Genomic DNA, 22,153 nt, shown 5'->3' with positions numbered 1-22,153 from the left:
CCCGCACGCGCCCGTCAGGGCGCCAGAGGCAGGCTTCCAGAGGGCGGGCGCTTCCGTCAGTCCGCTTCAGCCAGCCCGCCCATTTTGCAGACCAATGCCCATTCCGAATCCGTCACCGGCTGCACCGACAACCGCATCGAGGTCACCAGCGACATCTCCGCCAGCTCCGGCGTCGCCTTGACCTCTTTCAGCGTCACCGGCCGTGGCAGCGGCCTGACCGCACGGATATCGACGCATTCCCAGCGCGGGTCATCGGTGGTGCTGTCCGGATGGGCCAGGGCGCAGACTTCGGCAATGCCCACGATCTCCAGCCCGATATTGGAATGGTAGAAAAACACCTCATCGCCAAGCTGCATCGCCCGCATGTTGTTGCGTGCCTGATAATTGCGCACGCCGTCCCATTGCTCGCCCTTCCTGCCCTTCGCCACCAGATCATCCCAGCCAAAGACATCGGGCTCTGATTTCATCAGCCAGCGGGCCATCAGCCGATCACCTTCTTCCATTCCTCGATGCGCACATCCGCGAACAGCCCGGCCTTGCCATAGGGGTCATTCGCCGCCCAGCTTTCGGCCATCGCGCGGTTGGGCATGTCGATGATCACCAGCGACCCCGTCATCCCGCCCTGCGCATTCAGAAACGGCCCGCCGTGCACCACGGCGCCGGTTTCCTCGATATAGGCCAGATGGGCCGCGCGGGTGGCCGCGCGCAGGTCTTCGTGGCCGGTCTTGTCGGTGCAGATGAGAGCATAGAGGGGCATGGATCTTTTCTCCGGTTGGTCAGGCCTTGGCGCCGCGTTTCCCTGATCCGATCAGCGCCGGAGCCTTGTTGTCAAGGGGCCAGCGCGGGCGGGCGGACAGCGTGAGGTCGTCGCGCGCGCCCTCCCGGAACCGCTCCATCCCGGCGAAGGCGATCATCGCGGCGTTGTCGGTGCACAATGCCAGCGGCGGCGCCAGAAACGCCACCCCGGCCTGCGCCGCGACATTTTCAAGTGCCGCGCGCAGGCTCTGGTTTGCGGCCACGCCGCCTGCCACTGCAAAGCCGCTGATCCCCGGGCAGGCCAGCAGCGCGCGGCGCGATTTCTCGGCAAGCACATCGCGCACCGCCACCTGAAACCCGGCGCAAAGATCGGCGCGGTCTGCACGTGTCAGCCCGCCCTTTTCAGCCACCACCCCATCGCGCGCCCGCATCAGCGCGGTTTTCAGCCCTGAAAACGACAGATCGCAACCGGGCCTGTCCAGCAAAGGGCGCGGAAAGGCAAAGCGCGCCGCATCGCCCCTGCGCGCCTCCGCCTCGACGGAGGGGCCGCCGGGCTGGGGCAGGCCCAGCAGTTTCGCGGTCTTGTCAAAGGCCTCGCCCGGCGCGTCGTCGATGGTGCCGCCCAGCCGGGAGAAGCTGTCCGCGCCCTCGACGCGGAGAAACTGGCAATGCCCGCCGGAAACCAGCAGCATCAGGTAGGGAAAGCACAGGGCATCGGTCAGGCGCGGGGTCAGGGCGTGGCCCGCCAGATGGTTGACCCCCACCAGTGGCAGGCCGGTCGCCGCCGCAAGCCCCTTGGCCGCCATCACCCCCGCCAGCACCCCGCCGATCAGCCCCGGCCCGGCGGTAACCGCGATACCGTCAACGTCGGCCAGCTGCAGCCCCGCCTGCATCAGCGCCGCCTCGATCATCAGATCCAGCTTTTCCACATGGGCGCGGGCGGCGATTTCGGGCACCACGCCGCCGAAAGCCGCATGCAGTTCGGTCTGGCTGGCCACGACATTGGACAGGATCTCGGCCGCTTTCCCGGGCTGGTGGCGCACGATCGCCGCGCCGGTATCGTCGCAGCTGGACTCGATACCCAGAAATGTCAGCTGCCCGTCCATGCCGCCCCGTATACCTTTACCTGGGCCTGCCCGCTGTTGCCCTTGCGCTCCGGTGTTGCCCTTGCACTCTGGCCGGAGGTATCATCCGGGCGCGTCGCAGACAATGGCGCCCTTCCCGCTTTGCCCTGCTCAAAGGCCCGCCGTGACGCCTCCGCTTCTTCTTCTCACCCGCCCGCGTGCCCAGTCCGGGCGTTTTGCGGAGCGCTGCCGCAGCGAATGCCCGCCGCACCGGGTGCTGATCGCGCCGCTGACCGAAATCGTACCGCTGACCTTTGATGCCTCGGTTTTTGAGGGGGCCGGGGCTGTGATCCTGACCTCGCCCAATGCCGTGGCGGCGGTCCGGGGGCTGGGGCTGCCCGCATGGTGCGTGGGGCCGGGCACGGCGGCGGCGGCGCGCGCGGCGGGGCTGGTGGTGCGCGAATCGGGCGGGGATGCCGCGCATCTGCTCGCCGATCTGCGCCGCGCCGGGCCGCAGGAGCGACTGGTCCATGCCTGTGGTCGTCATCTGGCGCGTGATCTGGTAGCCGCGCTGGCGCCCGAAGGGTTCGATATCCGCGCAGTGATGGTTTATGAGGCACGCGCGCTGCCATGGCCCGACGGAGTTCTGCCCGCACTGGAGAGCGCGGCGCATGTGCTCGCACCGCTGTTTTCGCCGCGCGCCGCTGAGGAATTTGCCCTGCGGCTGGGCGGTTTCGTGCCACAGGGCCTCAGAATTGTGGCGATCAGCGCGAATTGCGCCGACCGTCTGCCTGCTGCGCTGCGGGCGCGGTGCACCCTTGCCGCAAGCCCCGATGCAGCGGCGATGCGCCGGGAGATCAAAGAAGGATTGTCGCATTCCCCGCCCGAGCCTTGAGGCTGCGCGCCTGAGGCACTAAGTTACAGAGATTGAACAGGCATTATTGGCAGCGGAGATCCTCATGGCGAGAACCGGAGCAGGAACCAGGCGCCCGGGCGCCAAGACCGCCGGATCGGGCGCGAAGGCTGCCACAGAGGGGACGAAGCCAGCAGAGGGCCTTCAACCGCAAGAAGGCTTGCAACCGCCAGAGGGCACGGGCCAGCCTTCCCGGGCGCCAGCCCCGCAAGACAGCGCGCCCGCCCCGGAGGACGACACGCCCGCGCGCAATGTAGCCCCGGCGGCACCGGAAGGCGTGACGCCCTCAGCCGGGGAAGCCCCGGAAAAGGCGATGGACGGGGAAAAGCTGGACACCGCGACCGAGGCGCCTGCCACAGCACCCACAACCCCGGACACCGCACCACCGGACACCGCCGCGGCAGAGCCGCCGGTCGCCTCAATGACAATGCCGACCGAGCCCGCCTCCCTCGCGAGCGCACCGGCAGACAAACCCGCAACAGCCGCGCGGCGCGGCGGGTTCGTGCCGCTGGTTCTGGGCGGGGTGGTCGCAGCGGCGATCGGAGCGGGGGCCGCGCTCGCCCTGTTCCCGCAGGGCTGGCAGCCTGCCGACACCGGCGCATTGGAGGCCCGGCTAATTGCCCTTGAGGCGCGTGAGGCGCCCGATGCCGCACTGGCCCCGCTGGAGGAGCGCATCGCGGCGGTTGAGTCTTCCGTTCCGGACCTGCAACCGCTTGCAGACCGGCTTGCCGCGCTGGAAGCGAGCGATGACACCGACACCGGCGCGCTTCTGGCCCCGCTGGAGGAACGCCTTGCCCGGCTCGAAAGCGATCTGACCACCCGGATCGAGGCCGGGATTGCGGATGCGCTGGAAGGCGCACGCGACCGCCAGGAAGCGCAGGAACAGGCCATCGTCTCGGCCGAGCAGGATCTGGCCGCCGAGCGCGAAGCGCTGGAAGCCCGCACCGCGCTCGCCCAGCTGACCGCCGCCGCCGAAACCGGCCAGCCCGCCGCCGACGCCCTGCCCCCGCTGGCCGCCGTCACCGACCTGCCCCCGGCACTGAACGCCTTTCATCAGGGCCTGCCACTGCTGCGTGACCTTCAGGCCAGCTTCCCCGCCGCCGCGCGTGACGCGCTGGCCGCCGCGCCGCTGGACGAGGGCCGCTCAGCCGGGGACCGGGTGCTGAACTTCCTGCGCAGCCAGACCGGCGCGCGCTCGCTTGCCCCGCGCGAGGGCGGCGATACCGACGCCATCCTGTCGCGGGCCGAGGCGCATATCCGCGCCGCCGACCTGCCCGCCACCCTGACCGAACTGGACGCCCTGCCCGAAGGCCCCGCCGCCGCCATGGCCGAATGGCGCGCGCAGGCCGAGGCCCGGGTGGCTGCCCTTGCCGCGCTGGACGAAGTGCAGTCGCGCCTGAACAACCAATAGAAGGGAACACCATGTTCTGGATCATCCTGAAGATCGCGGTGTTCTTGCTGGTGGTGGCAGGGCTGACCATCACCGCCGACGCGCTTCTGGGCAGCGAAGCGGGCATCCGCATCGCCTTTGCCAATACCGAATTCACGCTAGGCCCGGTGCAGGCCGCGCTGGGGGCGCTGGCCTTGCTGGCCGCGCTGTGGCTGCTGCTGAAGCTGGCGGGCCTTTTCGTGGCCACGCTGCGCTTCATCAACGGCGATGAAACCGCGATCAGCCGGTATTTCGAAAGCTCGCGCAAGCGCCGCGGGCTGGAAGCGCTGACCGAGGGGTTTCTGGCGCTGGCCGCCGATGAGGGCGACAGGGCCGTGACCAAGGCGCGCAAGGCCGAAAAGCTGCTGGAAAACAAGACACTGACCAGCCTTCTGATGGCGCAGGCCGCCCGCAACAAGGGTAACAACGCGCTGGCAGAAGAATATTACAAGCGACTGCTGGAAGATGACCGCGCGCGTTTTGTGGGCGTGCAGGGGCTGCTGCGCCAGAAGCTTGAGGCGAACGATACCGACAAGGCGCGCAAGCTGGCGGAAAAGGCACTGGCGCTGCAACCCGCGCATGGCCCCACGCAGGACATATTGCTGCAGTTGCAGAACAAATCGGGCGACTGGCAGGGAGCGCGCCGCACGCTGAGCGAAGCCAAGCGCACCGGGCGCCTGCCCCGCGAGGTCTACTTCCGCCGCGATGCGGTTCTGGCGCTGCAACAGGCGGATGCCTATGCGCTTCAGGGCGATCTGGCGCTGGCGCAGGATCTGGCGATCGAGGCGAACGCCGCCGCCCCCGCCCTGATTCCGGCGGCAGTGATGGCGGCGCGGGCGCAGATCGCGCGCGGCAAGGGCTCGACTGCGGCGAAGGTGCTGAAGAAGGCGTGGAAGATGCAGCCGCACCCGGAACTGGCGCAAGCCTTTGCCGAGATTGAACCGGCTGAGCCTGCCGCGCAGCGTGTCCGCCGGTTTGAAAAGCTGCTCACCCAGAACGACGGTGACGAGGCGCGGATGATTCGCGCCGAGCTGCTGATCGCGGCAGAGGATTTCCCGGGCGCGCGCCGTGCCATCGGCGATCTGCATGAAACCGCGCCCAGCCAGCGGGTGATGACCATCATGGCGGCCATTGAGCGGGGCGAGGGCTCTGACGATGCGGTGGTGCGCGGCTGGCTGGCGCGGGCGCTGATCGCGCCGCGCGGGCCGCAGTGGATCTGCGACAAATGCCACCATATCCATGCGCGCTGGCAGGCCGTGTGCGAGAATTGTGGGAGTTTTGACACCTTGAGCTGGCGCAGCCCGCCGGACAGCTCCGGCGCCAGCGCGACCGGCACCGAGATGCTGCCGCTGATCGTCGGGGCGCTGGCAGCCCCCCGCCCTGCCCCGGCGCCGGTCTCAGACGCGCCACCTGAACCCGAGGTTGCCGCTGCGGCCCCGGAAACACCCACTGAAACGCCCGCCGCAGCCCCCGCGCAGCCCAAAGAGCGCCCCATCACCGAGGCCGAGGTCATCGATCTGGACGAGACGCGCCGTCAGGGCATGTGAGCGACAGACCGGCGCGCGGAAAAAGATGAAATTGGGTCTGGATACGGCCCTGCGCCGGTGCTAGACACCGCGCCACATCGCCGCGCCCGGCGCGGTGGTGGGGCAAGCGCCCGGACTGGAAGAAGTGCCGCTGTAGCTCAGCTGGTAGAGCACGTCATTCGTAATGATGGGGTCGGGGGTTCGAGTCCCTTCAGCGGCACCATATCCTTCGCCCAAGCGGCTGAGAGATATGATACTCTTCTTCCGGCGATCTTCTTTATTCACCTGATGGCCCGCCCTGACACACCGGGCAGGCCGCCTGCCCTTCCGCAGGGCGGATGACATCTGGCGCCAATGCCCGTGCTGTGAAGGCGGGTTTCGTGGCGCCCGATTCGTGGCTGCATCCATCGCCGCCCGGCAAAAGGCAGAGCGCGCCGCAGGCAGTCCCGGCGCGCGCGTGGCCGGTGGCCTCAGCCTCTTCCGGCGCGGAAACGGGATGCCGCAGCGGTGGCGGGCTGACAGGCCGTGCCGCCCGCGTCAGGCGGCGAAGCGGCCCCCTTCGGTCAGGCGGGCGTGGCCCAGCGCGGAGAGGCTTTCCAGCAGCGGTTGCACCGTGCCTGCGCGCCCGCGCTGGAACTGGCGGGCCACCTGTTCGGGCGTTGCCTCGCCCAGATCGTGCAGCGCGGCCTGAACCGCTGCGATCTGCTCGGGCAGGGATCTGGGCCAGGGGGTCTTGGTGGTGGAATCCCTCGGGCCAAGGTCCATCTTGCCCTGTTCGCCTTTCGCCACCGCCGCGCGGCCCTGCGCATTCTGGTAGTCGGGGCGCAGCCAGCGGATATGGCCGCGCGCTTCTTCCGCCGCGCGGGCAAGGTTGAGGTCCACCAGCCGGTGCAGGATGTCATCGTCGGTCAATGTGACGGGCCAGCCGTAAGCCTCGGCCACCGCCGCGTCGATCTGGTCATGCAGGTCGCGCAGGATGCCCACCAGCCCCTGATCATAGATCTCACGGTCCTTCCCCTCGATCCGCTCCTTCGCGCGGAGTTTTTCCAGCACGTTATACATCGCGGTCAGGGTCAGCTTGGGATGGGCCTTTTGCTGGGCCTTGCGATGCGCATCGAGCTGTTCCCCAAGGGAGCGCAGGCGGGTTTTCTGGGCTTCGGTGGGGTCAGGGAAGGGGAAGGGGTCGAAGCACTTGGATTTGTTGTAACGCGGGTCATTTCCAAAACCGAGCCGCCCGCCTGCAGTCAGTGCCCATGTCACATGAAAGCGCGACGACAGCACGGAAAGTGCGGCGGCATCGTCCAGTGCGATGGCGATCAGCATGTTATCGGGCAAGGTCGCACCGTCGAGAAACTGACAGGTGCGGTGTTTGGTGGTTTCAACTGTGGCGATGTAGCGCCGCAGACCCTTTAGCGCAGGGCGAAGTTGCGGCCTCGGTTTTCCGTGCAACCACCAGAATTTCGCATACTGGGCGCTATCGGGCGAAGATGAGGCCTTTGCCTCTCGTTCGGGCCTGATACGGTCTGTCAGCCTTTGATATACTTCCGGGAAGCGGCTTCGCACCTCGGCTTCGGCGAGCCCAAAAAGATCAATGACCATGACGTCGCGCGAGGTGGAAGTCAGATCGCGCCCGTTGCGATAGTCGCGGATATGGTTTTCAAGCCCCGGAACCGTGCCAAGCCCCAGCGCGCGGGCCTCATTTGGCGTGACGATAAACCCCGCGCCGTGAAGCTTCACGCCGGGGGATGAAATGCCATCATTTGCCTTCAAGGGCACCGCCCCCGCCACATCTGCCCCGATGCGCAAATTGGCGAAAATCTTGCCCTTTTGGATATCGAAGCGCACCACACGGCCTTCGGCCTCGGTCTGGCCTTTCACTTCCTCGGTCACGCTCAGCAGCCGCCCCATGGCCTTGCCGCGTTCGGCCACGGTCATGGCAATGCGCACCGCCGCCCCCTCGCCCGCATCCACCCAAGGGTGGTCAGGAATGGCAAAGGTCAGCGACAGCCCGGTCTTCGGGTCAGCCAGATGCGGTTCCAGCACCTTGCGGTTGAAGGTCTGGCGCAGGGAATTGGTAGTGATCAGGCCAAAGCGCCGCGTGCCCTTTGCCCGCGCCTTGGCGGTCGCAGGTTTCCAGCCCCGCGCCGCCAGCGCTGCCTTGTCCCACCAGAACATGACGAAATCCGCGCTTTGCGGCATTTTCGGATAGGCGTGCCAAAGCGCCTCGGCATAGCCATCGCCCAAGGCGTCGCGCATCCGGCTGGCCCCGATGAACGGCGGGTTGCCGACGATGAATTCTGCCTCGGGCCATGTGGCGGGTCTGGGTTTCAGGTAATCCAGCACCACGGTTCTGGCCTGTGCATCGGGCACCTGCTCACCCGTCACGGGGTGGGTGGTGAAACTGACGCCATCCCAGCGGGTGACGGGCGCGCCCGCGTCATCCAGCCGGGGTTGCGTGCCCGCATAGGTCAGCACCGCATCGCGGTTCTCGATATTGCGGAAATCGCGCAGCACGGGTTCGGCGGGGCTGGCCTTGCCATGGGTGCGGAAGTGCCATTGCAGAAAGCCGATCCACAGCACCAGTTCAGCCACCGCCGCCGCCCATGGGTTCACCTCAAGCCCCAGAAACTGGTGCGGGTCCACCGTGTGCCCGGCCAGCGACAGCGCCGCCTGTTCCTCGCCCAGTTCGGCCAGAAGGGCGGTCACCTCGCCTTCCAGCCGTTTCATCAGTTCCAGCGCGACGTAAAGAAAGTTGCCCGAGCCGCAGGCCGGGTCCAGCACGCGGATTTCACAAAGCCCCGCGTGAAAGGCGCGCACCGTGGCGCGGGCCTGTTCCATCTGCCCCTGATTGGCCAGCGTCAGCGCCGCCGCCTGCACATTGCGCCAGTCAGCGCGCAGGGGCTCCATGATGGTGGGTACCACCAGCCGTTCGACATAGGCGCGCGGCGTGTAATGCGCGCCCAGCTTGTGGCGCTGGCGCTTGTCCAGCGCGCGCTCCAGCAGGGTGCCGAAAATGGCCGGTTCCACCTCGCGCCAGTCCTTTGAGGCGGCGTCGATCAGCAGCGACAGCTGCACTTCGGACAGGGGCAGCGCAGAGGCGTCCTTGAACAAGCCGCCGTTGAATTTCATCAGATCGGTCATCAGGACGGGTGAAAAGCCGCCGGTATTCATGGTTTCCCACAGCCTGCTCAGCGCCGGGGCTGCATGTTCGGGATGCCCGCGCAGCCGCTTGAGAAGGTCGGAAAAGCTGGCGCGCGGGATAAGGTCCACATCTTCGGCGAACATGGTGAACAGGCAGCGCATCAGGAAATTCGCCACCGCCTGCGGCTCATGGCCCTGCCCCTCGAATGACTTGCCCAGCGCCGCCAGCCGGTCAGCCACCTCGCGGGTGACGCGGGCCGCGATCTTTGACGGGTCAAGCGCGTGCGGCTCGGTCCAGATCTGGCGCAGCCGGTCGCGCGTGGCCTCATTGCGCAGGTCATCCATGGTGATGCGGTAGCGGTTGCCGTCAGGGAACTGCGTGTAGCCCTGCCCCTGACCCGAGAAATCCGCGTAAACCTCGATTACATGGCCCACATCGACCACCAGCAGGAAGGGTGGCCAGCCGTCTTTGCGCGATACAGCGCGGGCGTATCCGTCCGCCTGATTCCGGGCGCGCATCATGGTGTCATCCCAGCCCCGCGAGCCGCGCGTGCCGTGCCCCTTGCGCGTGGCTTTGGGCAGATCGGCCAGCAGAGCGGGTTGCGCGGCGTCCTGGGGGGTGGTGCCGCTGATGCCTTGTTTCGCCTCCATGACGAAATGCCCCGCGCGATACAGATCAACAAAACCGCGCGTCTGGCTGCCGGTGTGAATGAAGGTCACCGGGTGTTCAAAGTGGTAGGCATCGGCTGTGGCGGTTTCCGAGGCGGGGGCGGGCCGGGCCACGCCCAGCAGGTCGCAGAGTTCATTGGCAAAGGTCTGGAAATTGGCCCGTTCGCTGCCCCCGGATTGCTTCCAGCGGGTGAGGAAATCTTCAACTTGCAAAACGCCACCATTTCTTGATGCGCGGGAAAACCGGCGCAACCTGTCCGCCTACAGGGATAGCGGCCAAAGGCGCGAGGGTTCAAGGATTTACTTTGCGGGCCTCTGGCACCCGGCCGTCACGGGCATGCACCGGCATCGCCGGACCGCCCCGCCGTGTTTTCCCTGAAAGCGCCTTTGCCCTGTCGGACGCGCGCGAAAGGCCTCCCCCGGTCAGAGATATTTGGTGGGGATCGCCGTGGTGAATTTCAGCTCTTCCATCGAGATCATCGAGTTGATCTGGCTGAAATCCAGCTTTTCGATCATCCGCTTGTAAACCCCGTCATAGGCCGTGATGTCAGGCACCACGACCTTGAGGATGTAATCCACCGTTCCGGTCAGGCGGTAGGCCTCCACCACCTCGGGGATTTCCTCGACCAGTTCACGAAACTGCGTCGTCCAGCCGATTTCATGGCGCGGCGCGGTGATGCCGATGAACACGGTCATCGGCACATTGGCCTGCACCTGATTGACCAGCGCCACCCGGCCCTTGATGATGCCCGCATCCTCCATCCGCTTGATGCGCCGCCAGCAGGGCGTGGCCGACAGCCCCACCGCGTCGGAGATCGCGGCGATGGGGGTATCGCTGTCATGTTGCAGAATATCGAGAATCTGCTGGTCGATCGCGTCGAATGACAGGCTTTCCGCAGGCTTTCCCTTTGGTTTGCGCGGCGGTTTCTGGCTCATCCGGGCACGAACTCCAGGATCATGCCGCAGGCTTCCTGCGGAGCGACCGCCAGCCCCAGCGTGGTGGCGACCGGAACGATCCCGGCGGCATCGAGGCAGGCGCGGGCGGCGTTCATGTCGCGGACGCGGATGCGCAGAGCGGTAAAGGCGCCTTTGGGCGTCTGATCAAGGTCGAAGCCCGGATAAAGCCCTTCCAGCGCCGCGCGGGTCAGAAGTGACAGCGGCGCGGAATCCGGCCCGGTATCGACCGTGGCACCACCCGCGCTCATCATCACCTTTCCATCGGCCCAGAGGCGGGCGAAGCGCGTGGCATCGGCCTGCGGATCATCTGACAGGGCGAGCACCGCATCAAGGCCGCAGGCGGTGTTGGGATGGGTCAGCAGCTCCGCCAGCCAGACGGTTTCGCGCGTGCGGTGCTGGCACATGAAGACGGTGCCGAAGGGCAGTTCCTCCGGCGCAAAGGAGACGGTGGTAAAGGCCGCAACCCCGGTGCTACCGTCTGGCAGCGGCACCGGGCGCTCAAAGGCACCAAGGCCCGTTGTCTTGATGCCCAGACCGGCCAGCGCATCCGCGCCCGCTGTCGCATCCTCGATCCGGCAGGCGATGGCATGCAGCCCCTCGCCCATCGCCTCAATCGACTGGCGGCGCGCAAGGTTGCCCTCGGTCGGGGTCAGAATGCCCAGAAGCTCAAAATAATCATTCGGGAACATGATGGTATGATTGGCGCTGCCCTTCGCGGCGGAATGAACACCGCGCGGCGAAAGGGTGAAACCAAGCGCCTGATAGCGCCGGGCGGCCTCGTCCAGATCGTTCACAAGAAGGAAGACATGGTCAATGCCGGTCACGGGATGGGTCATGGTGGCTTTCCTTATGATTTTCAGAGATCAGCGCCGCACAGGCGCAAGAACAATTTCATGGACAGCAACACCGGGGTTCATCCGGGCAACGAACAGCGCCGCCTGCGCCATGTCTTCGGGCTGGATCATGGCAGCGGCGGTTTCGGGGTCATAGCCGGGGCGGCGCTCCATCAGCGGTGTCGCCACCTCGGCCGGGCACAGCGCGCAGGAGCGGATGCCGTTCGCCCCCTCTTCGCTGTTCAGGCTGGCGGAGATGTCTGAAAGCGCGTGTTTTGAAGCGCCGTAGGGCACGCCCGATGCCGCGCTGTGAAAGCGGCCCGCCCAGCTTGAGGTGTGGATCATCACGCCGCCGCGCTGCGCGCGCATCACCGGCAGGCAGGACGCAATGACATTCAGCGCGCCGGTGATGTTGACGCGCAGCACCTCATCCCAGCTTTCCCAGTCCAGATCGCGCCAGCGGCGGTTCGGAATGTTGAGGCCTGCATTGTTGCACAGCACATCAATGCCTCCGGCAGCCGCCGCGATCCGCTGCGCCATGGCGGCCATGCCCGCACGGTCCGTCACATCCCCCGGTTCGATCAGAACAGGGGTGTCCGCGGGCAGCGTTGCGACTAGATCATGCAAAGTCGCCTCGCGTCGCGCTGTCAGGGCAAGGCTGTAGCCCGCCTGCGCAAAGCACCGCGCCATCGCCGCCCCGATTCCGGAACCCGCGCCCGTTATCCACACAGTCTGAGGCATATTGTCCTCCTGAGCCTGGCTGTATGACGAAAAAATATGCTAACCCAGAACGATTTGCTAGAACATAAATCTGCATTAATGAAAAAATGTAGATAGTATATTGACAGACCAATACCATCACAGGATGGTTTGTGCGTGAACCATAACCTTGATAAGGCTGCAATCCACACCCATCCGACAAGGAGGAGCGACATGCATTTGCAACTGAAAAACCTAGGCCGCGCAACCGCTTGCGCCACTGCACTTGCGCTGGTCGCCGGTGCGGCGGCGGCACAGGAACCGCAGCGCGGCGGCACAGCCATCATTCACATGAACTCGGAACAGCGCGTGCTGAACCCGGGCCTGCGGGCATCGACCGGCGTTTACAACATCTCCGGCAAGATTCTGGAGCCGCTGATCGACCTGTCCTATGACGGCTATGTGCCGGTCCTGGCGACTGACTGGTCCTCGTCCGAGGATGGCCTGACCATCACCGTCAACCTGCGCGAAGGCGTCAACTGGCATGACGGTGAGCCCTTCACCTGCGATGACGTCTCGTTCAGCGCGATGGAGATGTGGAAAGAGCTGCTCAACTATTCCTCGACGTTGCAGCGCAGCCTTGAATCGGTCGATTGCCCCGATCCGCATACCGCCGTCTTCAACTATTCCTCGCCGATGCCGCTGGATCTGTTCGTGGCGGCCATGCCTGACCTTGGCCACCCGCTGCCCCGCCACCTTTTTGAGGGCACCGACATTCTGCGCAACGAGCTGAACGCCGCACCCGTCGGCACCGGCCCGTTCCGCTTCGTGGAGTATCAGCGCGGCCAGTATGTCATGGCTGAGCGCAACCCGGATTACTGGCGCGGTGAGGAATTTCCTTATCTGGACCGGATTGTCTGGCGCTTCATGACCGACCGTTCCGCCGCCGCCGCCGCGCTTGAAGCCGGTGAAGTGCATGAAAGCGGCTTCAACGGCGTCTCGATGGCCGATATCGAGCGGCTGTCAGCAGATGAGCGCTTTGACGTCGGCACCGAGGGTTACGAAAATAACGTCGCCCATTCGACGATCGAGTTTAATCACCGCAACCCGATCCTTGCGGATGTGCGGGTCCGTCAGGCCATCCACCACGGCCTTGATATCGACTATGCGATTGAAACCATCATGCGCGGCTTCGCGCGCCCGGGCCGCGGCCCCATCCCTTCGGCGGGTGGTGCGAATTACACAGACGATGTGCGCGTCTATGAATACGATACCGCACGGGCCATGGAGCTGCTGGACGAAGCGGGCTATCCCGCCGGTGCAGGCGGCGTACGTTTCCGCCTGCGCCACCGTCCGGCACCCTGGGGTGAATATACCCAGCTGTGGTCGGAGTATTTCGCGCAGGCCATGCGTGAGATCGGCATCGAGGTGGAGCTGCTGACCAATGACGCGCCGGGCTTCCTGAACGGCGTTTACCGCGATCATGACTTTGACACCGCCAATGGCTGGCACCAGTTCCGGGCTGACCCGGCGGTTTCCACCATGGTCTGGCTGCGTTCGGGCCAGCCGGTGGGCACGCCCTGGTCCAACCAGTTCGGCTGGCAGTCGGATGAGATGGACGCGATGATCGACGAGGCAGGCAGCGAGCTTGACCCCGCCGCGCGCGCCGAGATGTATCACGAAATCCAGCGCCGTGCGGTGGAAGAGCTGCCGATGATCTTTGCGATCGAGCATCCGTTCATCTCGGTCACGTCGACACGGCTGATGAACCACCACAACAACCCGCGCTGGAACAGCTCCAGCTGGTACGACCTGTGGCTGGCTGACTGACCCTGCCGGGGTCCGGGCCTTGCGCCCGGGCCCCGAGCCCCCCTGCCCTTTCCGCCTGCCGGTGCAGGCATGACACGCCGCACCCGACTCTGACGCATATACCGTCCTGCACAATGGCAGGCCGGACCAGACCCAGGACAAGCACACGATGTCGCTTCCCATCCCCCCGATACTGGTCTACGCGCTGCGCCGCCTGCTTCAGGCGGTGCCCGTCGTCATCCTGATCATGATCTGCACCTTCGTGCTGCTGAAACTGGCGCCCGGCGACACGGTCGATGCGCTGGTGGGCGACATGGGCGGGGCAGATGCCGCGTTCATCGCGCGCCTGCGCCAGGAATACGGGCTGGATCAGCCGGTCTGGGTGCAGTTGTGGCTGTATATGTCGAAGCTGGCGACCTTTGATTTCGGCTGGTCCTTTGTGCATGAACAGCCCGTCTCGCGCATTCTGCTGGACCGCCTGGGCACAACGCTGATGCTGATGGCAACCTCGCTGTCGCTGGCGTTCTTCATCGGCTGCACGCTGGGCGCCTTCGCCGCCCGCCGCGCCTATTCGCTGACCGACAACGCCATCTCGACACTGGGGCTGGTCTTTTACGCGACGCCCAGCTTTTTCCTGTCGCTGATGATGATCCTGCTGTTCTCGGTCAAGCTGGGCTGGCTGCCGGTGGGTGGCATCCAGACGATTGCCGCCTTTTACACCGGCTGGGACCATGTCTGGGATGTGGCCCGCCATCTGATCATGCCGACCGCCGCGCTGTCGCTGATCTATCTCAGCTTCTATCTGCGGCTGATGCGCGCCTCGGTGCTTGAGGTGGCTGACCTTGACTATGTGCGCACCGCGCGGGCCAAGGGCGCGGGCGAGGCGCGGCTGATGATCCATCACATCATGCGCAACGCGCTTTTGCCGGTGGTGACGCTGGTGGGGCTTCAGTTTTCGGCCGTGCTGGGCGGCGCCGTGGTGGTTGAGACAATCTTCAGCCTGCCGGGCCTTGGGCAGCTTGCCTATCAGGCGGTTATCCAGCGCGACCTCAACACCCTGATGGGGATCATCTTTCTGAGCTCGCTGATCGTGGTGCTGGTCAACTTCCTGACCGACCTTCTTTACGCGCGACTTGACAGCAGGATCGAACTGAAATGACCACGCTCGACACCAACCTTCGCCCGCCCGAGCCTGCGCGCGCCCTTGTCTTCTGGCGCCGGTTCCGCCGCAACCGTGCTGCCCTTCTGGGACTGGCGCTGTTCACGGTGGTTGTGCTGATGGCGCTGACCGCCGGGCTGATCGAACCGAGTGACCCGTTGCGCCGCGCCGGCCCGCCGCTGACCGCGCCCTTCACCAACTGGTCGGTCCCGCTGGGCACGGATCAGCTGGGCCGCGATATTCTGGCGGGCATCTTCCACGGGGCGCGCATCTCGCTGCTGATCGGGGTGGTAGCAACGCTTGTCTCTATCGCCATCGGTGTGCTGATCGGTGCCATTTCGGGCTATTTCGGCGGCTGGGTCGATGACCTTTTGATGCGCGTCACCGAGGCGTTTCAGACGATCCCCAACTTCGTGCTGCTGCTGACGCTGGTGGCGATCCTCGGCTCCTCCATCGAATGGATCGCGCTGGCCATCGGCATCGTCAGCTGGACCGCGCCTGCACGCATGGTCCGGGCAGAGTTCATGTCGCTGCGTGGGCGCGAATTTGTCGATGCAGCGCGCAATCTGGGGGTATCGAACACCTCGATCATCTTCCGCGAGATTCTGCCGAACGCTCTGCCGCCGATCATCGTCTATGCCTCGGTGATCATGGCGCTGGCGATCCTCTTGGAAAGCGCGCTGGCCTTTCTGGGGCTGGGCGACCCGAACTATGCAAGCTGGGGCAACATGATCGGACAGGGCCGCGCGGTGCTGCGCACGGCATGGTATTGCGCGGCCATTCCCGGCATCGCCATCGTCCTGACCGTGCTTTCCTTTTCGCTGGTCGGAGAAGGCCTGAACGACGCGCTGAACCCGAGGCAGAAGAAATGAACCATCCCGTTTCTGACCAACCCGTTCTTGAGATGACCGACCTGCGCATCGCCCTTCCCAAAGGCGCGGACCGGCCTTTCGCGCTGGACGGCCTCAGCCTGAAGGTGATGCCCGGCGAGATTGTCTGTCTGGTGGGTGAAAGCGGCTCGGGCAAGTCGCTGTCGGCCGGGGCGATCATGCGGCTGCTGCCGGAGCCGCATGTCCATGTCGCCGGGGGCAGCCTGCAGTTTGAGGGTGAGGATATCCTCGCCAAGTCCGAGGCTGAGATGCGGCGCATCCGCGGCAACCGGATCGCCATGATCTTTCAGGAGCCGATGACCGCGCTCAACCCGCAGAAAACCGTGGGCTGGCAGATTGACGAGGTGCTGCGCCTGCACACCAAGGACGGCCACAAGGCGCGCAAGGCCCGGGCGATTGAGATGCTGGAGCGGGTGCATATCCCTGACCCTGCCTCGGCCTATAACGCCTATCCGCATCAGGTGTCGGGCGGGCAGCGGCAGCGGGTGATGATCGCCATGGCGCTGGCGCTCTCGCCCCGCCTGATCATTGCGGACGAGCCGACAACGGCGCTGGACGTGACAACCCAGCTTCAGATCCTCAAGCTGATCCGCGAATTGCAGCGCGATGAGGGGGCGGGTGTGCTGTTCATCACCCATGACTTTGGCGTGGTGGCCGAGATTGCCGACCGGGTTGTCGTGCTGCGCTATGGCGAGATGGTCGAGCAGGGGACGGTGGATGAAATTCTGAACCGCCCCCAGCACCCCTATACCAAGGCACTGATCGCCTCGGTCCCGGCGCTGACGCCGCCCGCACCGCAGGATTTCACCGATGCGCCCGTGGTGTTGCGCGCCACCGGGCTGAGCAAGACCTTCGCTGCGCGCGGCGGCCTTCTGACCGGCAAGCGCAAGGCGGTGACGGCGGTGAAAGACCTCAGCTTTGCGCTGCGACGCGGTGAGACGCTGGGGGTGGTGGGCGAGTCCGGCTCAGGCAAGACCACCGTTTCGCGGATCGTCACCCGCCTGCTGGAGGCCGATACCGGCGCGGTTGAGCTGGACGGCAAAGACCTGCTGGCCTGCACCCCGCGCGAACTGCGCCGCATGCGCCAGCATATCCAGATGGTGTTTCAGGACCCGATGGCATCGCTCAATCCGCGCAAGCGGGTGGTGGATATCATCGCGCAGGGCCCGATCGTGCATGGCGCCAACCCTGAACAGGCCCGCGAGAAAGCGCGCGCGCTGCTGGAGCTGGTGGAGCTGTCACCCGCCGCCGCCAACCGCTTCCCGCACGAGTTTTCCGGCGGGCAGCGCCAGCGGATCGGCATTGCCCGCGCCCTGGCGCTGGAGCCCAAGGTGATCGTGGCCGATGAGCCGGTTTCAGCGCTGGATGTGTCCGTGCAGGCGCAGGTGCTGCGGCTGCTGGCCGATCTGCGCGAACGCCTTGAGCTTTCGCTGCTGTTCGTCACCCATGACCTGCGCGTTGCCGCCCAGCTTTGTGACCGGATCATCGTCATGCAGCACGGCGAGATTGTCGAAAGCGGCGTCACCGCCGAAATCTTCGCCGATCCGAAACATGCCTATACACGCAATCTTCTGTCATCGATCCCGGGGCGCGACTGGACACCGCCCAGCTTTCGGACAGATGCGGCCTGAGGACGAAAATGCCCCTGACTTTCAATGACATCCGCAGCGCGATCATCGGCGAAGGCACCGCCATCCCCGGCCCTTTCGGGCCGCGCGCGCTGATTTACGCTGATTATGTGGCCTCGGGCCGCTCGCTTTCCCATATCGAGGATGCGATCCGCGCCCATGTGCTGCCCTATTACGGCAACACTCATACCGAAACCTCGTTCACCGGCCGCCGCACCACGCAGTTGCGCGAAATGGCGCGCGAGGCGGTGCGCACGGCGGTTCACGCTGACCCTGACCATGCGGTGATCTTTGTGGGCTCGGGCGCCACCGGCGCGTCAGACAAGCTGACCCGCGCGCTGGCGATGCGCGGGCTTGATGCGCGCTCGGTCATTTTTGTCGGCCCCTATGAGCATCACTCAAACGATCTGCCATGGCGCGAAAGCGGCGCGCAGATTGAGCGTATTCCGCTGAATGACCGGGGCCAGATCTGTCTGGAAACCCTGCGCGCGCGCCTTCTGGCCCATACCGGTGCGCCATTCAAACTGGGGGCGTTTTCGGCGGCGTCGAATGTCACCGGCGTGCTGTCGGATATGCGCGCCATTGCCCGCCTGCTGCATGCGCATGACGCCTGGTGCGTGGCCGATTACGCCGCCGCCGCGCCTTATGTGTCGGTGCAACTGGCTGAAAGCGCGCCCGGCGCGGGTGACAGGATTGATGCAGCGCTCCTGTCGCCGCACAAGTTTCCGGGCGGGCCCGGCGCCTCAGGCGTGCTGGTCTGCGACCGCCGGTTTCTGGATCTGCCCCGCCCCACGGTGACGGGTGGCGGCACGGTTTCCTATGTCACGGCCAGCGACCACCACTATGTCACCGACCCCGAACGCCGCGAAGAGGCCGGAACACCCGGCATCGTCGACAATATCCGCGCGGGCATGGTGCTGGCGCTGAAAAGCGCGATGGGCGAGGAGGCGGTGGAAGCCGCTGAAAAACGCCTCACCGCCCGGATGGAAACGGCGCTGCGCTCGGTGCCGGGGCTGGAGCTGCTGGGGCCTGTCGATGCACCGCGGATCGGCATTTTCTCGTTCAACATCACGGTGCGGGGCAAGCTGTTGCACCACAATTATGTCGTGGCGCTGCTCAATGACCTGTTCGGCATTCAGGCGCGCGGTGGCTGTTCCTGCGCCGGTCCCTATGGCCATGCGCTGCTCAACCTCGATGACGCGCGCACCCGCCGGCATGAGGCGGCGGTGGCGCTGGGTCATTCGGCCTTCCGCCCCGGCTGGGCGCGGCTGGGGGTGAACTGGTTCTTCAGTGACGAGGATGTTGACCGTATCGCTGCGGCGCTCAGTTTCATTGCACAGCATGGCCTGTCACTGCTGCCGCTTTACCGGCTTGATATCGGCTCGGGCGTGTGGCGGGCGCAGCGGTTTGTCGATGACCGCCCGCCTGAAAGCCTGATGGCGCTGCTGGAAAACCCCGCCGCCAGCGCCTTGGTGGCGCCTGATTTCGCCGCCTGCCTGAGCGCCGCGCACGCACTGGCCCAGCAGGCCCGCCTGCTGCCCGCCACCCCGCCGCCGCCGCTTTTGCCCGATGAAGAGGCGTTGCGCTGGTTCTGGCTGCCGCATGAGGCATCAGAAGCATTGATATCGGAGGATGCTGCATGAGCGTTACCTTCCCCCCCTCTCTCTGGGCGGCAACCGCGCCGGAACGCGCCCTTGCCCCCGCGCTGACGGGCAATGCCGAGACCGATGTGGCGATCATCGGCGGCGGTTTCACCGGGCTGTCGGCGGCCATCGAGGTGGCACGCCGGGGGCATGCGGTGACGGTGCTTGAGGGGCAGGCGGTTGGCTGGGGCGCATCGGGGCGCAACAATGGGCAGGTCATTCCGATCCTGACGGCGGCGGAACCCGATGCATGGGTGGCCCGCTTCGGCGCTACGGGTGAGCGTTTCGCCCGGCTGATCGGTAATTCCGCCTCGATCCTGTTTGACCTTGAACGCGAATTCGACATGAAGGCCGAGGCCGAGCAGAGCGGCTGGTTCCAGCCCGCCCACAGCCCCGGCCGCGTGAAGCTGTCGCAGATTCGGGTGGAGGCCTGGAAACGCTTCGGCTTCCCGGCCGAGTTCAAGGATGCCGCCCAGACGCGCGACATTCTGGGCACCGATTTCTGGTATGGCGGCATGTATAACCCCACCGGCGGCCACATAAACCCGCTGGCCCTTGCGCGCGGCATGGCGAAAGCCGCCGAGGGGCTGGGCGCGGTGATCCATGAACAAAGCCGCGTCACCCGCTATGCCCGCGAGGGTGCGCATTGGGTGATTGAAACCGATGGCGGCACGCTGAAGGCCCGCGCGCTGATCCTTGCCACCAATGCCTATACCGGCGAGCTCAGCCCCGGGCTGGCCCCGCGCATCGCCCGCTCGGTCATTCCGGTTTACGCCTGGCAGATGTCCACCCAGCCCATCGGCGACAACCTGCGCGCGACAATCCTGCCGGGGCGGCAGGCGGTGTCTGACACGCGCGGCGATCTGCGCTTCTTCCGTTATGACGCGCGTAACCGTCTGATCACCGGCGGCGCGGTGATGGGCAGCCATGACGTGGAGGCCCGCGTGCGCGCCAAGGCCGCCCAAAGCCTTGCCGAGGCCTATCCGGAACTTGGCACGCCCGAGATGACGCATGTGTGGTCCGGCTTCATCGGCATGAACTGGGACCGCTTCCCGCGCGTGCACCGTCTTGGCCCCGATGGCTGGGCCTGGGTGGCCTGCAACGGGCGCGGCGTGGCACTGGGTACGGCACTGGGCCGCGAACTGGCGCGCGCGGTGACCGGCGTGCCGGAAGAGGAACTGGCGCTGCCGGTGACCGAGCCAAAACCCTTCCCGATGCACGGCATCGCCCGCCGCATCGCCCCATCCTATCTTGCATGGCTCCGCCGCAAGGATCTCGTCGAACCAAAGCTGTGAGGAATGAACCCATGAGCCGCATCAACGACCTTCCCATCCTCGACCGTCGCCGCATCGAGGCAATGATCCTCAAGCATGTGTATGACGTGATTTCCGCCCGCTCCGGTCAGGACGAGGCCGAAGCAGTGATCGGCGAGGCCTGCTCGCGCTCAGCCATCGAGCAGGGCAAGGATCTGGCCGCGCAGCTGGACCATGCGCCTGATCTGACCGATTTCAAGGCGATCATGCCGAACTGGACGAAGGAAGACGCGCTTCAGATCGAACCGCTGGAAATGACCGCCGAGAAGATGGATTTCAACGTGGTCCGCTGCCGCTATTCCGAGATGTACCGCGAGATGGGGCTGGGCGATATCGGCCACCTTCTCAGCTGCAACCGCGATGGCGATTTCTGCATCGGCTACAACCCGGATATCGAGCTGACCCGCACACAGACCATCATGAAGGGCGCCAGCCATTGTGACTTCCGCTACCGCATGAAGGCCACGCCCGAAACATCGAAACAGGAGGGCTGAATCATGGCCGTCGAAAACTGGGTCTCGCGCGAGATCGCGCTGCTGACCGAATTCCGCCGCGACCTGCATATGAACCCTGAGCTGCTCTATGATGTCGAGCGCACGGCGGCCAATGTCGCCGAGGCCCTGCGCGCCGCCGGGGTGGATGAGGTTGTCGAGGGGATTGGCCGCACCGGCGTTGTCGGCGTGATCCGCGGGCAAAGCAACACCTCCGGCCGCACCATCGGGCTGCGCGCCGATATGGATGCGCTGCCGATTGATGAGGCGACGGGCAAGCCCTGGGCCTCCCTCGTGCCGGGCAAGATGCATGCCTGCGGCCATGACGGGCATACCACGATGCTGCTGGGCGCCGCGCGCCATCTGGCGGAATCGCGCGCTTTCGACGGCACGGTGCTGGTGATCTTCCAGCCCGCCGAAGAAGGCGGCGCCGGTGCCCGGGCCATGATCGAAGATGGCCTCTTCCGGCGCTGGCCCTGCGATGAAGTTTACGGCATGCACAACCGCCCCAACCTGCCCGTGGGCCAGTTCACCATCGCCCCCGGCCCCATCATGGCCTCGGTCGATGAGGTGCGCATCACGGTTGAGGGGCGCGGCGGCCATGCGGCGAAACCCCATACGGCGATTGACCCGCTGCCGGTGACGGCGGCGCTGATTCAGGCGCTGCAGACCGTGACCTCGCGCAGCATCGACCCGATGGATTCCGCGGTGGTGTCACTGACGACCGTGCATGCGGGCAACGCTTTCAACGTCATCCCGCAATCGGTGGCGCTGACCGGCACGGTGCGCGCCCTGCGCGAAGAGGTCCGCAACCATATCGAGGCGCAACTGGCGCAGATGGTCCACCATATCGCCGCCGGTTTCGGGGCGGAGGGGCGGCTGGAATACATCCGCCACTACCCCGTCACCGTGAACCATGACCATGAGACCACGCTTGCCGCTGCCGCCGCACAAGAAGTGGCCGGGGTGGAAAACGTGCATCTGGATATGGCACCAATGCTGGGCGGCGAGGATTTCTCGTTCATGCTCAACGAGGTGCCGGGCGCGATGATCAATGTGGGCAACGGGCCTTCAGCCGATCTGCACAACCCGGGCTATGATTTCAACGACGAGGTGATCGCCTGGGGCTGTTCGTTCTGGACAACGCTTGTCCGCCAGCGCCTGCCGCTCTGACGCATCCCCTTCCGCCGCGCGGCCTGTGCGTGGCGGAAGACAAGGTTTATGGCCGCGCCC

At 65.8% G+C, this 22,153-nt stretch carries 18 protein-coding genes and 1 tRNA gene; 12 read left to right on the top strand and 7 right to left on the bottom strand.

The genetic code is table 11. The features are described from left to right. Positions 1–56: 56 nt before the first annotated feature. From V7Q53_RS14015 to tsaD, 3 genes are read right to left on the bottom strand one after another with little or no spacing between them, the layout of a single operon-like run. Positions 57–482, bottom strand: a complete 426-nt coding sequence (locus V7Q53_RS14015; protein ID WP_333829233.1) for an EVE domain-containing protein — start codon at positions 480–482, stop codon at positions 57–59. Then, the gene (locus V7Q53_RS14010; protein WP_333829230.1) at positions 482–757 is read right to left on the bottom strand and encodes a YciI family protein; all 276 of its coding nucleotides are present in this window, start codon (positions 755–757) and stop codon (positions 482–484) included. Before V7Q53_RS14010 ends, V7Q53_RS14015 begins: the two co-directional genes overlap by 1 nt. A 19-nt stretch (positions 758–776) precedes the next feature. Then, positions 777–1,862, bottom strand: coding sequence for a tRNA (adenosine(37)-N6)-threonylcarbamoyltransferase complex transferase subunit TsaD (tsaD, locus tag V7Q53_RS14005; RefSeq protein ID WP_333829229.1), 1,086 nt, complete (start codon positions 1,860–1,862; stop codon positions 777–779). A gap of 142 nt (positions 1,863–2,004) precedes the next feature. On the opposite strand from tsaD, the gene V7Q53_RS14000 reads away from it, so the two are divergent. From V7Q53_RS14000 to V7Q53_RS13985, 4 genes are all read left to right on the top strand, one after another. Beyond that, the gene (locus V7Q53_RS14000) at positions 2,005–2,715 is read left to right on the top strand and encodes a uroporphyrinogen-III synthase (RefSeq protein ID WP_333829227.1); all 711 of its coding nucleotides are present in this window, start codon (positions 2,005–2,007) and stop codon (positions 2,713–2,715) included. A 331-nt stretch (positions 2,716–3,046) separates the two neighbouring features. Next, positions 3,047–4,144, top strand: coding sequence for a COG4223 family protein (locus V7Q53_RS13995; protein WP_333829225.1), 1,098 nt, complete (start codon positions 3,047–3,049; stop codon positions 4,142–4,144). A gap of 11 nt (positions 4,145–4,155) precedes the next feature. After that, positions 4,156–5,709 carry a heme biosynthesis protein HemY gene (locus tag V7Q53_RS13990; protein ID WP_333829223.1) on the top strand — a complete coding sequence of 518 codons (1,554 nt, stop codon included), beginning with the start codon at positions 4,156–4,158 and terminating at the stop codon, positions 5,707–5,709. Between the two features lie 126 nt (positions 5,710–5,835). Beyond that, positions 5,836–5,911, top strand: a tRNA-Thr gene (locus tag V7Q53_RS13985). Between the two features lie 314 nt (positions 5,912–6,225). Here the strand turns inward: V7Q53_RS13985 and V7Q53_RS13980 are convergent. The 4 genes from V7Q53_RS13980 to V7Q53_RS13965 all read right to left on the bottom strand — a co-directional run bounded on the left by V7Q53_RS13980 (position 6,226) and on the right by V7Q53_RS13965 (position 12,029). Then, the gene (locus tag V7Q53_RS13980) at positions 6,226–9,711 is read right to left on the bottom strand and encodes a class I SAM-dependent DNA methyltransferase (RefSeq protein ID WP_333829221.1); all 3,486 of its coding nucleotides are present in this window, start codon (positions 9,709–9,711) and stop codon (positions 6,226–6,228) included. Positions 9,712–9,921: 210 nt separating this feature from the next. Next, a complete protein-coding gene (locus V7Q53_RS13975) occupies positions 9,922–10,434 on the bottom strand; it encodes an Lrp/AsnC family transcriptional regulator (RefSeq protein ID WP_333829220.1) in 513 nt (170 codons plus the stop codon). Continuing rightward, positions 10,431–11,291, bottom strand: coding sequence for a VOC family protein (locus V7Q53_RS13970; protein WP_333829219.1), 861 nt, complete (start codon positions 11,289–11,291; stop codon positions 10,431–10,433). Before V7Q53_RS13970 ends, V7Q53_RS13975 begins: the two co-directional genes overlap by 4 nt. Before the next feature lie 27 nt (positions 11,292–11,318). Continuing rightward, a complete protein-coding gene (locus V7Q53_RS13965; protein ID WP_333829217.1) occupies positions 11,319–12,029 on the bottom strand; it encodes an SDR family oxidoreductase in 711 nt (236 codons plus the stop codon). A gap of 192 nt (positions 12,030–12,221) precedes the next feature. Here V7Q53_RS13965 and V7Q53_RS13960 point away from each other — a divergent pair, with 192 nt between their 5' ends. The 8 genes from V7Q53_RS13960 (at position 12,222) to V7Q53_RS13925 (ending at position 22,093) form a co-directional block, all read left to right on the top strand. Next, positions 12,222–13,817: an ABC transporter substrate-binding protein gene (locus V7Q53_RS13960; RefSeq protein ID WP_333829216.1), complete on the top strand. Its 1,596-nt coding sequence runs from the start codon at positions 12,222–12,224 to the stop codon at positions 13,815–13,817. A gap of 148 nt (positions 13,818–13,965) precedes the next feature. Continuing rightward, positions 13,966–14,955, top strand: a complete 990-nt coding sequence (locus V7Q53_RS13955) for an ABC transporter permease (RefSeq protein ID WP_333829215.1) — start codon at positions 13,966–13,968, stop codon at positions 14,953–14,955. Beyond that, entirely contained in the window at positions 14,952–15,827 is an 876-nt protein-coding gene (locus V7Q53_RS13950) for an ABC transporter permease (protein ID WP_333829214.1), read from the top strand. Before V7Q53_RS13955 ends, V7Q53_RS13950 begins: the two co-directional genes overlap by 4 nt. Then, positions 15,824–17,476, top strand: coding sequence for an ABC transporter ATP-binding protein (locus V7Q53_RS13945; RefSeq protein ID WP_333829213.1), 1,653 nt, complete (start codon positions 15,824–15,826; stop codon positions 17,474–17,476). The genes V7Q53_RS13950 and V7Q53_RS13945 overlap by 4 nt, the downstream gene beginning before the upstream one ends. Before the next feature lie 8 nt (positions 17,477–17,484). Next, positions 17,485–19,116, top strand: coding sequence for an aminotransferase class V-fold PLP-dependent enzyme (locus V7Q53_RS13940; RefSeq protein ID WP_333829212.1), 1,632 nt, complete (start codon positions 17,485–17,487; stop codon positions 19,114–19,116). Continuing rightward, positions 19,113–20,411 carry an NAD(P)/FAD-dependent oxidoreductase gene (locus tag V7Q53_RS13935; RefSeq protein WP_333829211.1) on the top strand — a complete coding sequence of 433 codons (1,299 nt, stop codon included), beginning with the start codon at positions 19,113–19,115 and terminating at the stop codon, positions 20,409–20,411. Before V7Q53_RS13940 ends, V7Q53_RS13935 begins: the two co-directional genes overlap by 4 nt. An 11-nt stretch (positions 20,412–20,422) precedes the next feature. Next, the gene (locus V7Q53_RS13930; protein ID WP_333829210.1) at positions 20,423–20,923 is read left to right on the top strand and encodes an L-2-amino-thiazoline-4-carboxylic acid hydrolase; all 501 of its coding nucleotides are present in this window, start codon (positions 20,423–20,425) and stop codon (positions 20,921–20,923) included. Positions 20,924–20,926: 3 nt separating this feature from the next. Continuing rightward, the gene (locus V7Q53_RS13925) at positions 20,927–22,093 is read left to right on the top strand and encodes a M20 aminoacylase family protein (protein ID WP_333829209.1); all 1,167 of its coding nucleotides are present in this window, start codon (positions 20,927–20,929) and stop codon (positions 22,091–22,093) included. The last annotated feature ends 60 nt before the right edge of the window (positions 22,094–22,153 follow it).

Origin of the sequence: Pararhodobacter sp., from assembly GCF_036802785.1 — a bacterium.
Taxonomy (GTDB): Bacteria; Pseudomonadota; Alphaproteobacteria; order Rhodobacterales; family Rhodobacteraceae; genus Pararhodobacter.
Note: the sequence above shows the minus strand (reverse complement) of the source record. Positions and strands in the feature narration are given on the sequence as shown.